Raw genomic sequence first — 13,409 nt, 5'->3', positions numbered from 1 at the left:
TAAATTATCGTCACAACATGTTATAGTGCCGATATACCACGGCACTAATTGAAGGAGCGAGATGGCATCTCAGAGTGCGGTTCTTGTGCGGGAGATGGAGCGTCTCGGTCGCAACATCAGGTCGTGGCGCAAGATTTCTGGGCTGACTGCACAGATCACAGCAGAACGTGCTGGTGTATCCCGCGACACCCTCCGAGCGATCGAAACGGGCCGCTCTACATCTTCCGAGAATTTGCTCGCGGTCATGCGGGCTGTCGGCATCCTTGCTGCGGTGGTTGACGCCTCTGATCCGATTGCGAGCGACTTCGGCTCCCGCAACCTTGCGCGCGCAAGCGTCGAGCGCGTGCGGATTCCCCGCTCATCCAAGCAAATCGAGGAAGAGTAATGACTGACCGGCTCTCCGCCGCGGAGGTCCATCTTGTTCTCCCCGACGGCGCCGAAGTTCTCACAGGCACCGTTGCCAGCGAAGGAGCCGTTGTCTCTGCTGCCAACTCGCTCGTCTTTCGATACGCCGACGGCTACCTTACCGATCCGCGTGGCTACGATCTCTCCCCGGACATGCCGCGCACGGGAGGACCCATTCGCACGTGGTCTGGCCGGGACATTCTCGGCGCGCTTGGTGACTCCATGCCTGACGCGTGGGGCAAACGAATCATCCGCGCGGGAACCTCGGCCCGCACGACGTTCGACTTTCTCACGCACGTCAACGACGCTACCCGGCAGGGGGCGCTCCGATTTCGTGATGTGCACGGCGCATATCTGGGAGCCCGCAGTCATGAAGTTGCCGAAGTGCACGACTTGGAAAAAATTGTCGCTGCTGCCCGTGCCTTTGAAGCTGGCGAAGCGACGGATCCAGAACTTCGGATACTCATAGATGCTGGCACCAGCGCCGGGGGTGCGCGCCCCAAAGCAACCGTCAGGAATGGCGGCGATTTGTGGCTGGCGAAGTTCGCTCGAGAAACCGAGTTTCACGACCCGATGGCGTGGGAAGCTACGGCGCTTGCATTGGCCAAAGCTGCCGGTATCGACACCCCAGCGTTCGACCTCATACGTCTTTCGGAGTCGCAGTCGATTCTTCTCAGTCGCCGGTTTGATCGCGACAAGGGTCGACGAATCGGTTACATCAGCGCACATTCATTGACAACGAAAGGTGACGATCAGACGCTGTCGTACAGCGACATATCTGACACGCTCGCCCAATACAGTCCCGCGCCACGGGATGACCAAGCGGAGCTATTCCGTCGGATTGCGCTAAGTCTGCTCATCGGCAACGTCGACGATCACTTTCGCAATCATGGGTTTCTCCGCGACTACAACGGCTGGAAGTTGTCGCCGGTGTTCGACCTCGAACCCAACCGACGACCAGAGCAGGTCGAGGCAACGCCCATCGTTGAGGGCGGCGAACGGTATGGCCGCGACATCCGCGAATTGCGTGACGCCCACGACGCGTTCCGGCTCAGCTACGACGAGGCTTCTGCACTTGTGCGTGATGTCGCGGAACGCACGAGCGGCTGGATACAGGTCGCCCTTGGCTACGGAATTTCACGCGAAGCTGCAGAGGCATCGCGACGAGCAATAGACGGACCCAACCGTGAGAGGGCCCTAGAAATGAGCGCGAACTCGCCTACCGCAACAAATTCTTCGAGAGCGAAGGTTTCTGCACAGAAACGACGAGGAGAGCTTGGCATCCCCGGCAACTCAGGGCAGTGGGCACGATCGAGAAACGACACTGGCGCTAATGATCTCGACGCGTGATAGCTTCACTAAATGAGCGGAGTCGCGGCCGTCGCTCCCGTGGTGCCGGAATACAACTACTCGCAAGCCGAAATCACGGCCGAGCTTGGCCCGCTGCTGTCGGCAACGCCCTCCCACCAGGCCGTCATCGAACGGATGCACGGAGCCAGCGGCATCCAACGTCGACACACTGCCCTCCCGCTTGAGCGCTACCGCGACCTCGGCACCTTTCGCGACAGCAACAACGAGTTCATTCGCGTCGCCACCGACCTGCTCGACCGGGCATTGACGACAGCGCTCGCGGATGCCGGGCTCACCCCGCGCGACGTCGACTACGTCATGTTTACCTCCGTGACCGGAATGTCGGCACCCTCGATCGACGCCTTGCTGATTCCACGGCTGGGACTGCGACCCGACGTGAAACGGCTTCCCTCCTTCGGGTTGGGCTGTGTGGCGGGGGCCGCGGGCTTGGCCCGCGTGCATGACTATTTGGTCGGGCATCCGGACGAAGTCGGTGTGCTTCTGAGCGTCGAGCTCTGCTCGCTCACTTTGCAGCGCGGTGACCACACGATGGCGAATTTTGTGGCCACTGGGCTGTTCGGCGATGGTGCCGCTGCGGTCGTGATGGTGGGGGAGAACCGAAGCGAAGCTGGCCCTCGCATTGTTGACACTCGAAGCACCTTTATCCCCGACAGCCACGACGTCATCGGGTGGAACGTTGGAGGTACCGGCTTCGAGATTGTGCTGAGCGCTGGCGTCGCCGATGTGATTCAGAACAGTTTTCCTGCCGCGGTCAGCGAATTCTTGCGCAGCAACGGCCTGACGATTGCGGATGTTGACAACTGGCTCGCGCATCCGGGTGGCCCTCGCGTGCTCGAAGCGTTCGAGAGTTCGCTCGGGCTTGAGCGCAGTGACCTGCAAAGCAGTTGGGACTGTCTCGCCCGCGTCGGCAACCTCTCGTCGGCGGCCGTGCTGCACGTGCTCGCGGATGCCCTGAGCTCTGACCCGGCGCCAGCCCCAGGTAGTCATGCTCTCGCGTTTGCTCTCGGCCCGGGCGTGAGTGCAGAATTCGTTCTCGTGGAGTGGCCAGCATGAAGGAGCCGCACGCATGAGCCTCATCGCCTACATCGCCCTCATTCTCGGCACCGGTATGGAACGCCTCTATGAGTTGCGCATCTCCAAGCGCAACGCCGCCGCCGCCTTCGAGCGTGGCGGGCGCGAGTATGGCCAGAAGCATTTTCCGTGGATGGTGGCCCTGCACACCGGACTGCTGATCGCTTGCGTTGTCGAAGTGATTGTCGCCGATCGCCCCTTCCTGTTGTGGCTCGGAATCCCGATGCTCGTCATCACCCTGCTCTGCCAGGTGGCACGCTACTGGATCATCAACTCGCTCGGTGCTCAGTGGAACACCCGCGTGATTGTGGTGCCGGGAGCCGGTCGCGTGCAGAACCGTGGGCCGTACCGTCTGACCTGGCTGCCGCATCCGAACTATCTCGTCGTGGCGATCGAGGGCATTGCGTTGCCGCTTGTGCACACCGCCTGGGTCACCGCGATCGTGTTCACCGTGCTGAATGCAGTGCTGCTGCTGGCGTTCCGCATCCCGACCGAAAACCGAGCTCTGCGCGAACTGACACCATGAGCCGCTCCGCTGATGTGATCGTGGTCGGTGGCGGGCCCATCGGTCTCGCCGCTGCCATCAACGCGCGGATGCACGAGCTCACCGCCCTCGTGATCGAACCCCGCACGGGAACCATCGACAAGGCCTGCGGCGAAGGAGTCATGCCCGGCGCCGTCACCGAGCTCGCCGCCCTCGGGGTCCACCCGCGCGGTCGCCGGATCGCCGGCATCAGCTATCACGACGGCACCCACATCGCCGAACACCGCTTCGCTTCGGATGCCGCGCTCGGCGTTCGTCGCACCGAACTTCACGGGGCGCTGAGCGAACGGGCGGCCGCTCTCGGGGTCGAGTTTGAGCACGGCAAGGTGGTGGCGATCGAGCAGCATGGCGACGGCAGCCAGGGCGGGGTGGAAGCGCGGTCGGGCGCGGTATCCGCGCACCTCGCTGACGGTCGCACCATCGAAGGGCAGTGGATGCTCGGTTGCGATGGTCTGCACTCCACGGTGCGCGAGCTGGTTGGCCTGGCCGCGCGCCCTCGCCGCGTGAGGCGACATGATTCTCGGCGGTTCGGCATCCGGCAGCACTTTGAGGTTGAACCGTGGACTGATCTCGTGGAGGTGCACTGGGCGGCGAACGCGGAGGTCTATGTGACGCCGGTGGGCGACACCGAGGTGGGTATTGCCGTGCTGGGGCCACGCGGAACCTCATTCGAGCAGGCGATTGCGAGTGTGCCGGCGCTCGCCGAACGTCTGCGCGGCCTGACCACCACCTCGAGCGTCCAAGGTGCGGGCCCGCTGTTGCAGAACACGACCGGGCAGCGTTCTGGCCGAGTGTTGCTCGTCGGGGATGCCGCTGGCTATGTCGATGCGATCACGGGGGAGGGCATCCGCTTAGGGCTGGCTGAGGCCCGCGCCGCCATCGAGTGCATTGTTGCCGGCGAACCCGAACGGTACGAACACGAATGGCGACGCATCACCCGCGACTTTCGGATGCTCACCACCGGGCTCGTGGCCGCTGCGAACTCACCGCTGCGCCGAGCCATCGTGCCGCTCGCTGCGCGACTGCCCAGCGTTTACGGCCGCGTGGTGGAGAGTTTGGGTCGCTAGCTAGGCAGCAGCAGCGGCAGCAATTCTTCGGCCTTCGAGACGACAGCGAGCGAGCCCTCAGATTCGCCGGGGTTGCCGTAACCCCAGTCAACATAGATCGTGGGGATGCCGTGTTCGGCGGCTCCCTCAATGTCGTAGTTGCGGTCGCCAATCATGACCGGGTTGCTGACGTCAGCGCCGATCATCTTCAGGCGCGTGATCGCTTCAGCGACAACATCCTTCTTGGCACTTCGAATCTCGTCGATCGAGGCGCCAGCCATCACACGGAAGTACTGCGTGAGGTTCGCGTGATCCAGAATCACGGATGCCGGAAACTCGGGCTTCGAGGTCGCCAGCGACAGCGGAATGCCGCTCGCATGTAGCGTCTTGAGAACCTCGGGCATGCCGGGGAAGATGTCGCTGCCGTGGGCGTTGTTTCCCTCCATATAGTGCCGACGATAGATAGAGAGTGCCTGAGCTGCCTCCACGGGAGTGAATCCAGCGCGGTCGCGAAACGAGTCAACAATGGGTGGGCCAACGTAGGCGCGCAGCTCTTCTGCTGAGGGAACCGGGTGGCCCATCTCCTCGAACATATAGGAGAGCGACGCCGTAATTCCGGGCGCCGAGTCAGCGATCGTGCCGTCAAGGTCAACGAGAATGCAAGTCCAGTGAGTAGCCATCGCTACCAGCCTAGGGCGTGTGCCTGAAGACTAGAACAATCGCATGTTGGGGTCGTCGAGTCCGCGCATCTCGTCGTAATCCAACAGCACACAGCGGATGCCGCGATCCTTCGCCAGGGTGCGTGCCTGCGGCTTGATTTCTTGGGCCGCAAAAATGCCGGTGACGGGAGCCAGCAGCGGGTCACGGTTCATCAGCTCGAGGTAGCGCGTCAACTGCTCAACGCCATCGATATCGCCGCGGCGCTTGAGCTCAACGGCAACGCTCGCGCCGTTCTCATCGGTCGCAAGAATATCGACCGGTCCGATGGCCGTCATGTATTCGCGGCGCACAAGACGGTAGCCGTCACCCAGAATATCGATGTGTTCGGCAAGCAGCTTCTGCAAGTGAGCCTCGACGCCATCCTTTTGCAGTCCGGGGTCGACGCCCAGCTCGTGGCTGGAATCGTGCAGGATTTCGTGGATCGAGACGATGAGCATGTCGGCCGACTTGGTGTGGGCGACTTTCCAAATTTCGGTGACTCCGGCATCCGACTGCTCGGCTTCGGGCTCAAGAGTGGAAAGCACACAGGGCGGGCTCATCCAGTTGAGCGGCTTGTAGGAGAGCGCATCGGAGTGCACGAGAACACTGCCGTCAGCCTTCAGCAACAACAGCCGGGTGGCGAGGGGAAGGTGGGCGCTAAGACGGCCCGCGTAATCAACGGAACATTTGGCTATGACAAGTCGCACCCGTCGAGCCTAACGGTGCAGGGGAGGCGGCGGTGTCTCGTCGTCGAGCGAAATGATCTCCACTTCGGTCGTGGCGATGCTCACCGCAGCGGATGTTGTGCCCGGCGACGCAAAATCGATCAGGATCCGTGCGTGCCGCCCCGCTAGCTCGCGGGCGGCGGGCGAGAGGATTCCCGACACAAATGTAAGTACCACGATCACGAGTAGTGCGTTGAGAACGCCGACCTGATCGCTGAGCACGCCGATCATGGGCGGGCCGATGAGCGTCGCGCCGTAGGCGATCGTGGCCACGGCGGTCACTCGCGCAGTGGCTCGTTTGGGTTCGTCGGCGGCGGCTGAAATGCCCACCGGGAAGCCGAGTGCAGCACCGGCACCCCACAGTGCGGTACCGATTACAGCGAGCACAACGACGGGCGAAAAGATGACGAGCAGCAGCCCTACACCGGCGAGCCCAGCGGATGCCCGCAGCACCGGAACGCGTCCGAAACGGTCAAGGGCACGCACTCCCAGGAAACGCGTAACGGTCATCGCCGTGACGAACACACCGAAGATGAGGGTGCCGAAAGCATTATCGAGCTCGTAGCCATCGACCATGGCCAGCGCGAGCCAGTCCACAGCTGTGCCTTCCGCGAAGGCCATTCCCAACACGATGACGCCAATCATGATCGTGCGTGGTTCTCGCCACACGCTGCGCAGTTTCGGCGCAGCCAGCTCACCCGAAGCGATTTTGATCTCTTGAGTGTTGAGTGGGGCATCCGCAAGGGTTTCGGGCAGCACGAATCGCAAGACGATCATGGCGGTGATGAAAGCGATCCCGGCAACCACCGAGAGATGGAGGGCGAGAGGAATGTGGAGCGCTTCGGCCCCCGCGCCGAATCCTGCGCCAGCCATCGTTCCGAGGCTGTAGAAGCCGTGCAGCGTTGGCATTGTTGAACGGCCGAGAAGTCGTTCGTTCGCGGCACCGGAAAGATTGATAGCAACGTCATAGGTGCTAAAGGAGAGCCCAAGTACTGCGAGTGAAAATACCGCGCCGATGAAGCTGCCGAAGACGCCGATGATGATTGCGGTTGCGGCAAGAGCCCCGAAGAAAAGCAGCACGCACACGCTCACTACGGCGCGTGCGCCGAACCGGTCGACCAGTCGGCCGGCAACGAGCAAGCCGAGAATCGAGCCAATCGCGAGACCAAAAAGCAGCACACCAATTTCTGAATGACTGGCGTCAAAGGCGTCGCGCACTGTCGGGATGCGACCGACCCAACTGGCGAAAGAGAATCCCGCGAGCGTGAAGAGGATTGCGATCGCGTTGCGCCACGACAGCACCTGCCGATGGCTGAGGCCATGCGGATACTGCGCAGCGTTGGAGGCCGAGTGGTGGGCGGTCATCGCTTAATAGTAGGTCTCTCCACTGGTCTCAGATTCGCAGCTAATCCTTGTGAAGAAAGCTCTAGGCTGGGGTGCATGAGTGCCGAATCTTCATTGTCATCCGGAATTGCCGTCAACGATCTCGACCCGAAGGTGCGCCCTCAAGACGACCTTTATCGTCATGTGAACGGCGCGTGGATCGACCGCACCGAAATCCCTTCCGACAAAGCCCGCTACGGATCGTTCATGGTGCTTGCTGAAGAGGCTGAAGAGGCTGTTCGCGACATCATTATCGAATCGCAGTCGGCGCAGCCCGGCACCGAAGAGCGCAAGGTTGGCGACCTCTACGCCAGCTTCCTCGATGAAGCGCGCGCCGATGAATTGGGCGCAACCCCCATTACAGCGCAACTGGCTGAAGCAGCTGCTGTCGACTCGATCTCCACCCTCCTGAGCACGCTCGGCCGCCTTGAGCGCGGTGGCACGAGTGGATTCTTCCAACTCTTCGTCGATAACGACCCCGGCAACCCCGAGCGCTACCTCGTCTTTCTCGAACAGGGCGGCCTCGGCCTTCCCGACGAGTCGTACTATCGCGATGAGAAGTTCGCCGACGTGCTCAGCAAGTACGGCACTTTCATTGAGCGGATGCTCACGCTCGCCGACCTCGATGCTCCCGCTGAGCGTGCCGCCCGCATTGTCGCTCTCGAAACCGAGATCGCGTCGAAGCACTGGGACAACGTCGCTAACCGCGATAGCGAAAAGACGTACAACCCCATGACGTGGCAGGCAGCGAACGACCTCGCCGGCGCGGTGGACCTCTCAGTGTGGCTCGACGCGATTGATGTCCCCGCCCACGCCTTCGACGAGGTCGTTGTGCGCCAACCCAGCTTTGCTCAAGGACTCGAGTCGGTATTGAGTGACGACCACCTGCAGGCCTGGCGCGACTGGCTTGCGTGGCAAGTAATCCGCACCAACGCCGCCTACCTCTCGGGCGACTTTGTCGAAGCCAACTTTGACTTTTACGGTCGCACCCTCTCGGGCACCCCTCAACTACGCGCGCGGTGGAAGCGAGGAGTGTCACTGGTCGAGGGCGTGCTCGGCGAAGCCGTCGGCAAGATCTACGTCGATCGTCACTTCCCGCCAACCGCGAAGTCGGCAATGGATGTGCTGGTCGCCAACCTCGTTGAGGCCTACCGCCAGTCGATCACCGGCTTGGCGTGGATGACGCCAACCACTCAGCAGCGCGCGCTCGAGAAGCTCGACAAGTTCACGCCCAAGATCGGTTTTCCCGTGAAGTGGCGCGACTACTCCAGCCTGGAGATCAGCGCCGACGACCTGGCTGGCAACGTGCGTGCCGCCAATGAGTTCGAATTTCAGCGCGAACTGGGCAAGATCGGCAAAGAACTCGACCGCGACGAGTGGTTCATGACTCCGCAAACCATCAACGCCTATTACAACCCCGGTTTCAACGAGATCGTGTTCCCCGCCGCCATTCTGCAGTACCCGTTCTTTGACGAGTCGCGGGATGACGCAGCGAACTACGGTGCCATTGGTGCCGTTATCGGCCACGAGATCGGTCACGGCTTCGATGACCAGGGCGCCAAGTACGACGGTGATGGACGGTTGATCGACTGGTGGACGCCAGAAGACAAAGCCGCATTCGAAGAGCGCACAAAATCCCTGATTGATCAGTACAACGCTCTCGCCCCGGCTCAAGTGCCAGAACACCACGTCAATGGTTCGCTCACGATCGGCGAAAACATCGGAGACCTTGGTGGGCTCGCGATTGCGTGGAAGGCCTACCAAATCTCGCTTGACGGAGCAGAAGCACCCGTCGTCGATGGCCTTACCGGCGCGCAACGGTTCTTCATGTCGTGGGCGCAATCGTGGCAGCAGAAGGGCCGCGATGAAGAAGTGATTCGTCTGCTCGCGATCGACCCCCACTCGCCCAACGAGTTCCGCTGCAACCAGATTGTTCGCAACATCGATGCGTTCTATGAGACATTTGGTGTGACTGAATCTGATTCACTGTGGCTTGACCCGAAAGATCGCGTCACTATTTGGTAGAGATCGAGCAAACCCGAGAACGCCGGAGTCGCATTCGCACCCCCCGAGTCGCGAAGCACGCCGGAGCTGGCGAAGAACCCAACTTCACCAGCACCTTCGCTGCGCTCGGAAAGCTCAAGCTTTCTAACCGCAGCGTGCACGTTTCCGCCAGTGCCGTCGACATCAACAGCGGCCGTACGCTGCTCAGCATTGACGACCGGGTGGCGCTGCCCACCGCGAGCATCGGCAAGATTTTGCTGCTCATCGAAGTGTCCGCTCGCTTCGACAACCGCGACTTCGCCCCCTACGGCATCCTCGACAAAGTACCGGGCTCCTCCGTTGGTGCCGCCGGGCTGTGGCAGCACTTGCAAGCGCCCTCGCTCCCCGTCGCCGACCTCGCTGCTCTCGTCGGCGCGACGAGCGACAACCTCGCAACCAACATGCTGTTGCGTCTCATCGGGCTGGATGCCGTGCGAGCTCGCACCGAATCCCTCGGGCTCACCAAGACAGCACTACTCGATCTCGTGCGAGACACCCGCGGACCCGACGACGCACCCCAGCTCTCTGTCGGCTCGGCCGTCGAACTGAGCTGGCTTTTCGGAGCCCTGGCACGCGGCGAGATCGTCAGCTCCATCGCGAGCCAGCGTGTGCTCGGTTGGCTCTCGCTCAATACAGACCTCTCACTAGTGTCGAGCGCGTTCGGGCTCGACCCTCTCGCTCATCGGGGAGCCGACCACAACACTCTGCTGGTCAACAAAACAGGCATCGATCGGGGCGTGCGAGCGGAGGCCGGCGCGCTGAGAGGTAACAAGCGAGCGGTCGCCTATGCGGCATCCATTCAATTCGACGACTCAAGCATGCACTCTCGCTTGCACGTCATCGATGCGCTGCGAACCTTCGGCTACGACCTCATGGAGTACGTGCACTAGTCGCCCAGTGTCGAACCGTTAGCGGCTGAAGCGTGACTTCAAACGAGAGAAGATGCTCTCTTTTGCCGGGTCCATAGCGATTGGTTGGCGCGCCTCATCGGCAATGGTGTCAATGGTGTGGGTCAAAAGACCCATCAGCTCGAACGTTGAAATGAGACGACGGGCGTCATCAACGTCGACCTTCGCGAGAGAAGAAAGTTCAGTGACGGTCAAGTACGCGGCACCGAGCATGGCCGTCATCGCCATCTGCTCACTGCTGTGGCTCAGCGTCGTCAGGTTAGGCCAGCGCCGCAATTTGAACCGCGCGCCAGACAAACTCAACGGATCAAAAGATTCGGGCTCGGCATGAGTGCCGATGAGCCACACGAGAGGCTCCCAGTCGCGACCTGCCTCGTTCTGGGGAATGCCGAAAGGGCGGGCAACGGTCTTGACGTCGCCATCAATAGACGCGGTCGCCAGACTGTCGATGGAATCCGCCCACCAATAAGCACTACCGCGAGGGTCAATAACCAGAGTGGGGGCGTCAGAGAAGCGAAGTTCGACGAGCGGTTCGTTGGCGGAGTTGGTCGCATCCGTGATGGCTCTATTGAGTTTGTTCCAGGTATCGGCCGTCAGCGCGATATCGGAGAAACCCGATTGGCGAGGTTCTGCGGCCGCGGCTGCCGCTCGAAGGCTGGCCCGCGTTGGTTCCTTCGTGACGGTCGTCGTGTCATCCGACCCGCGAGTGTTCGTTGTCGACGACTCGACAGACGCGGCTTCGGCGCCTCGAGTGGTGCGCTTGATCGATGACGGGTGGAGCACGATGACCTCGGGCTCGCGTGCAGTCGTAGCGGCCCCAACATCGTGGGCAGCGTTGTTGACGGCGCCCGATGGCGGTAGGGGTGAGCTATCGAGTTGGGCGGTGTGCTCGGTCCACGATTTCGCATTCCACCAGCGGAGGTGAGCGCCACCTAAGGGGTCGCGATACCACCCCGCGGGAACCTCGAAGCCGTCGGTCATAGTGAGTCTTTCTGGGGAGTGAGCGCGCTGTGGCGGTCAGGGTTGACCGCCACAGCACGTGTCATTGTTAGAGGCCGAGGTTTGAGTCGGCGGTCTTGACGTTGATGCGGGCGAGGGCGAGGTTCGACTTCGCCTTGTCGAGTACGAAGTAGATGAAGACCTCGGGGTTTGAAGCCAAGGGGCGGATGATGTGGTACTGGCTCGACAGCGTGATGAGGATGTCATCGATCGTGTCGTTGAGGCCCAGCGCCTTCATGGTCTTGAGCTTGGCGCGAACAACTTCGGTGTTGCCGGCTGCTGCGGCATCGAGGTCAATGCCGCTGCCGGCGCTGCCGAGGAGCATTCCCGAGCCGCTATCGACGAGTGCAGCTGCCATAGCGCCGTCGGTCTCAAGAAGGTTTGCGAGGATTTCGTTGATGTTTGACATGGTGTTCTCCGTTTAGGTTTCGGGTTGAGTGCTGCTGTGTGTGGTGCGTGGTTACGCAATGAGCGCGGCCATCCGACGCGCGGCAATGCGTGCGATCGAAAGGCCCTTGCCCAAAGTTTCATGAGTGTCGAATAGCGCCGCGAGCACGATGGGGTGCCCTTGGACTCGTAGCTGGATGACGTGGCCGAGCTCAGACGCGATGATCACGTACTCGTTCGTGCCGATTTTGAGTTCGTGGGCGACAGCGTCGCTGAGGGCCTGCACTGAGCTGGACATGCTGGCGAAGCGCCCACCATCGGCTTGGGAACCTTTGAGGTGAACAATTTCGAAGCCGTCGTCGGTAAGCATGGCGGCGAAAGTCAGCGAACTCGCGAGATCTTGCATCTCCGCGAGAGTGCGGTTTCCTGCCTCGATATGGGCAGGGTTGAGGTGGGAAGGAACGACGGTGGGTGCGGCTGGTGCGATGGGGTGGTTCATCAGATCTTTTCAGGTGCGGGGGCAAGGAGTTCGCGCATTTCTACGCTGGCAACCAGGCTCAAGAGCAGCGTGCGCATCTCTTCTGTATTGCGCGGGTCGACGGTGAAAACGGGAATGAGTTGTTCGGGCACGGCGGCGGTGAGGGCGGCTGAGTACTCGGCAACGCTGGGAGTTTCCGAGACATCAGACTTGGTGACGCCGATCACGACTGCGCCGCGGGCGTGTAATTCGCGGAAGTCGTTGAGGTATTCGATGAGCAGTGCGACAGAGTCGGGGGCATCGTTGTTGATGAGAAGCAGTAGACCACGTGCGCGGCCCGCCAAAATCGACCACATGAAGTCGAAGCGTTTCTGCCCCGGAACTCCATAAAGTCGCACCTTCGTCACGTCATCAATGGTGATCTCGCCGTAGTCGAGCGCGACAGTAGTGGTCTCTTTATCGGCGGTAGCGCGATCGGTGTTGGTAGCCTCTGTGGACACGACATCGATTTCGCTGAGACTGCGAATTGCGGTCGTTTTACCGGAGCCCATGGGCCCAGCAAAAAGTACGACGTGCTCAGCCATAGTTCGCTTTCGTGTGGTTGTGTTGGTTCATTGAGGTGTTCGGAGCCAAACCGTTTAACGGTGGGCACAAAAAAACCGCAACGCGAACGAGCCTCTAGTGCGGAGCGTGAGAGCGACTATTCGGCGGCGCGAGCTCGCCATTCGCGATCAAGAATCGCGTAGATTCCCGTGTCGGCCCACGCACCCTTGAACCACATGTCTTCGACATGATGTGCCTCATGGCTCATTCCGAGTGCCAGGCACAGTCGAACCGAATCGTCGTTGCGGGGATCGAGATTCGCGAAGACGCGATGAAGCTCTAACTCACCAAAGGCGAGATCGAGCAGCGCAGACGCCGCCTCCTTGGCAAAGCCCTTCCCTTGAAAATGGGGATGTAGCGCCCAGCCGATCTCAGCATTCGAATCCTCGGCGCTCTCGATCTTGAAATACAGCGTGCCGATCATGACCGGGCGCCGGATAGCGTCTGAATCGGGGAGCGGAGGCAGTGCATCCGCGAGCTCAATGGCCAATTGAAGGTAATCGCCGCTCTCGGCCAGCACTTCGCGTTCTGTCCACTCCGTGACTTTTTCGATAACGGTGTCACGGTCGCGGGGCTCGTAGAGCATGTACTGCGTGAGTTCTGCGTTCGACTGCTGCGCATACAGGTCATCAATGTCGTGATCGCTGAGCGTCAACGAGCGAAGAATGAGGCGCTCGGTGTGAATCGGACTTCGGAACTCGAACGGTTTCATCAGTGACCCTTAGCTCAGAGGGAGATGCGACGGGC

Annotated in this window: 15 protein-coding genes; 7 read left to right on the top strand and 8 right to left on the bottom strand. The window is 61.2% G+C overall.

Annotation, left to right across the window (positions count from 1 at the left end):
* Positions 1 to 61: 61 nt before the first annotated feature.
* Genes AACZ26_RS01135 through AACZ26_RS01115 form a run of 5 tightly spaced genes read left to right on the top strand, consistent with a single transcriptional unit; the run spans position 62 to position 4,458 of the window.
* Positions 62 to 385, top strand: coding sequence for a helix-turn-helix transcriptional regulator (locus AACZ26_RS01135; protein ID WP_339618476.1), 324 nt, complete (start codon positions 62 to 64; stop codon positions 383 to 385).
* Positions 385 to 1,755 (top strand): type II toxin-antitoxin system HipA family toxin, encoded by a 1,371-nt coding sequence (locus AACZ26_RS01130; protein ID WP_339618475.1) that lies wholly within the window; start codon positions 385 to 387, stop codon positions 1,753 to 1,755. The genes AACZ26_RS01135 and AACZ26_RS01130 overlap by 1 nt, the downstream gene beginning before the upstream one ends.
* A 12-nt stretch (positions 1,756 to 1,767) precedes the next feature.
* The gene (locus tag AACZ26_RS01125) at positions 1,768 to 2,829 is read left to right on the top strand and encodes a 3-oxoacyl-[acyl-carrier-protein] synthase III C-terminal domain-containing protein (protein ID WP_339618474.1); all 1,062 of its coding nucleotides are present in this window, start codon (positions 1,768 to 1,770) and stop codon (positions 2,827 to 2,829) included.
* Positions 2,830 to 2,842: 13 nt separating this feature from the next.
* Positions 2,843 to 3,373, top strand: a complete 531-nt coding sequence (locus tag AACZ26_RS01120) for an isoprenylcysteine carboxylmethyltransferase family protein (protein ID WP_339618471.1) — start codon at positions 2,843 to 2,845, stop codon at positions 3,371 to 3,373.
* Positions 3,370 to 4,458 carry an NAD(P)/FAD-dependent oxidoreductase gene (locus AACZ26_RS01115; protein ID WP_339618469.1) on the top strand — a complete coding sequence of 363 codons (1,089 nt, stop codon included), beginning with the start codon at positions 3,370 to 3,372 and terminating at the stop codon, positions 4,456 to 4,458. The genes AACZ26_RS01120 and AACZ26_RS01115 overlap by 4 nt, the downstream gene beginning before the upstream one ends.
* Here the strand turns inward: AACZ26_RS01115 and AACZ26_RS01110 are convergent.
* The 3 genes from AACZ26_RS01110 to AACZ26_RS01100 are packed head-to-tail and all read right to left on the bottom strand — an operon-like array spanning position 4,455 to position 7,226.
* The gene (locus AACZ26_RS01110; RefSeq protein WP_339618468.1) at positions 4,455 to 5,117 is read right to left on the bottom strand and encodes an HAD hydrolase-like protein; all 663 of its coding nucleotides are present in this window, start codon (positions 5,115 to 5,117) and stop codon (positions 4,455 to 4,457) included. The genes AACZ26_RS01115 and AACZ26_RS01110 overlap by 4 nt on opposite strands.
* 30 nt (positions 5,118 to 5,147) lie before the next feature.
* Complete coding sequence (gene nucS / locus AACZ26_RS01105) at positions 5,148 to 5,843, bottom strand: endonuclease NucS (protein WP_100387736.1); 696 nt, start codon at positions 5,841 to 5,843, stop codon at positions 5,148 to 5,150.
* A gap of 9 nt (positions 5,844 to 5,852) precedes the next feature.
* Complete coding sequence (locus AACZ26_RS01100; protein WP_339618467.1) at positions 5,853 to 7,226, bottom strand: MFS transporter; 1,374 nt, start codon at positions 7,224 to 7,226, stop codon at positions 5,853 to 5,855.
* Between the two features lie 75 nt (positions 7,227 to 7,301).
* On the opposite strand from AACZ26_RS01100, the gene AACZ26_RS01095 reads away from it, so the two are divergent.
* Both AACZ26_RS01095 and AACZ26_RS01090 read left to right on the top strand, forming a co-directional pair.
* Positions 7,302 to 9,269, top strand: a complete 1,968-nt coding sequence (locus AACZ26_RS01095; protein ID WP_339618465.1) for a M13-type metalloendopeptidase — start codon at positions 7,302 to 7,304, stop codon at positions 9,267 to 9,269.
* A complete protein-coding gene (locus AACZ26_RS01090; protein ID WP_339618464.1) occupies positions 9,263 to 10,177 on the top strand; it encodes a serine hydrolase in 915 nt (304 codons plus the stop codon). The genes AACZ26_RS01095 and AACZ26_RS01090 overlap by 7 nt, the downstream gene beginning before the upstream one ends.
* 18 nt (positions 10,178 to 10,195) lie before the next feature.
* On the opposite strand, the gene AACZ26_RS01085 is transcribed toward AACZ26_RS01090, so the two are convergent.
* The 5 genes from AACZ26_RS01085 to AACZ26_RS01065 form a co-directional block, all read right to left on the bottom strand.
* On the bottom strand, positions 10,196 to 11,176 hold the full coding sequence (locus AACZ26_RS01085; RefSeq protein ID WP_339618463.1) for a DUF2510 domain-containing protein: 981 nt from the start codon (positions 11,174 to 11,176) through the stop codon (positions 10,196 to 10,198).
* A gap of 67 nt (positions 11,177 to 11,243) precedes the next feature.
* Entirely contained in the window at positions 11,244 to 11,603 is a 360-nt protein-coding gene (locus tag AACZ26_RS01080; protein WP_339618462.1) for a hypothetical protein, read from the bottom strand.
* A gap of 51 nt (positions 11,604 to 11,654) precedes the next feature.
* A complete protein-coding gene (locus tag AACZ26_RS01075; RefSeq protein WP_339618461.1) occupies positions 11,655 to 12,080 on the bottom strand; it encodes a roadblock/LC7 domain-containing protein in 426 nt (141 codons plus the stop codon).
* Positions 12,080 to 12,643, bottom strand: a complete 564-nt coding sequence (locus AACZ26_RS01070; RefSeq protein WP_339618460.1) for an ATP/GTP-binding protein — start codon at positions 12,641 to 12,643, stop codon at positions 12,080 to 12,082. The genes AACZ26_RS01075 and AACZ26_RS01070 overlap by 1 nt, the downstream gene beginning before the upstream one ends.
* Positions 12,644 to 12,759: 116 nt before the next feature.
* Positions 12,760 to 13,374: a GNAT family protein gene (locus tag AACZ26_RS01065; RefSeq protein WP_339618459.1), complete on the bottom strand. Its 615-nt coding sequence runs from the start codon at positions 13,372 to 13,374 to the stop codon at positions 12,760 to 12,762.
* Positions 13,375 to 13,409: the final 35 nt, after the last annotated feature.

The sequence above is a fragment of the uncultured Salinibacterium sp. genome (assembly GCF_963974405.1).
GTDB lineage: Bacteria > Actinomycetota > Actinomycetes > Actinomycetales > Microbacteriaceae > Rhodoglobus.
The sequence above is the reverse complement of the archived record's forward strand: the minus strand, read 5'-3'. Positions and strand labels throughout refer to the sequence as shown.

Coding starts and splice junctions, on each gene's coding strand:
- AACZ26_RS01135 (WP_339618476.1), top strand. CDS start 62: ATGGCATCTCAGAGTGCGGTTCTTGTGCGGGAGATGGAGCGTCTCGGT.
- AACZ26_RS01130 (WP_339618475.1), top strand. CDS start 385: ATGACTGACCGGCTCTCCGCCGCGGAGGTCCATCTTGTTCTCCCCGAC.
- AACZ26_RS01125 (WP_339618474.1), top strand. CDS start 1,768: ATGAGCGGAGTCGCGGCCGTCGCTCCCGTGGTGCCGGAATACAACTAC.
- AACZ26_RS01120 (WP_339618471.1), top strand. CDS start 2,843: ATGAGCCTCATCGCCTACATCGCCCTCATTCTCGGCACCGGTATGGAA.
- AACZ26_RS01115 (WP_339618469.1), top strand. CDS start 3,370: ATGAGCCGCTCCGCTGATGTGATCGTGGTCGGTGGCGGGCCCATCGGT.
- AACZ26_RS01110 (WP_339618468.1), bottom strand. CDS start 5,117: ATGGCTACTCACTGGACTTGCATTCTCGTTGACCTTGACGGCACGATC.
- AACZ26_RS01100 (WP_339618467.1), bottom strand. CDS start 7,226: ATGACCGCCCACCACTCGGCCTCCAACGCTGCGCAGTATCCGCATGGC.
- AACZ26_RS01095 (WP_339618465.1), top strand. CDS start 7,302: ATGAGTGCCGAATCTTCATTGTCATCCGGAATTGCCGTCAACGATCTC.
- AACZ26_RS01085 (WP_339618463.1), bottom strand. CDS start 11,176: ATGACCGACGGCTTCGAGGTTCCCGCGGGGTGGTATCGCGACCCCTTA.
- AACZ26_RS01080 (WP_339618462.1), bottom strand. CDS start 11,603: ATGTCAAACATCAACGAAATCCTCGCAAACCTTCTTGAGACCGACGGC.
- AACZ26_RS01075 (WP_339618461.1), bottom strand. CDS start 12,080: ATGAACCACCCCATCGCACCAGCCGCACCCACCGTCGTTCCTTCCCAC.
- AACZ26_RS01070 (WP_339618460.1), bottom strand. CDS start 12,643: ATGGCTGAGCACGTCGTACTTTTTGCTGGGCCCATGGGCTCCGGTAAA.
- AACZ26_RS01065 (WP_339618459.1), bottom strand. CDS start 13,374: ATGAAACCGTTCGAGTTCCGAAGTCCGATTCACACCGAGCGCCTCATT.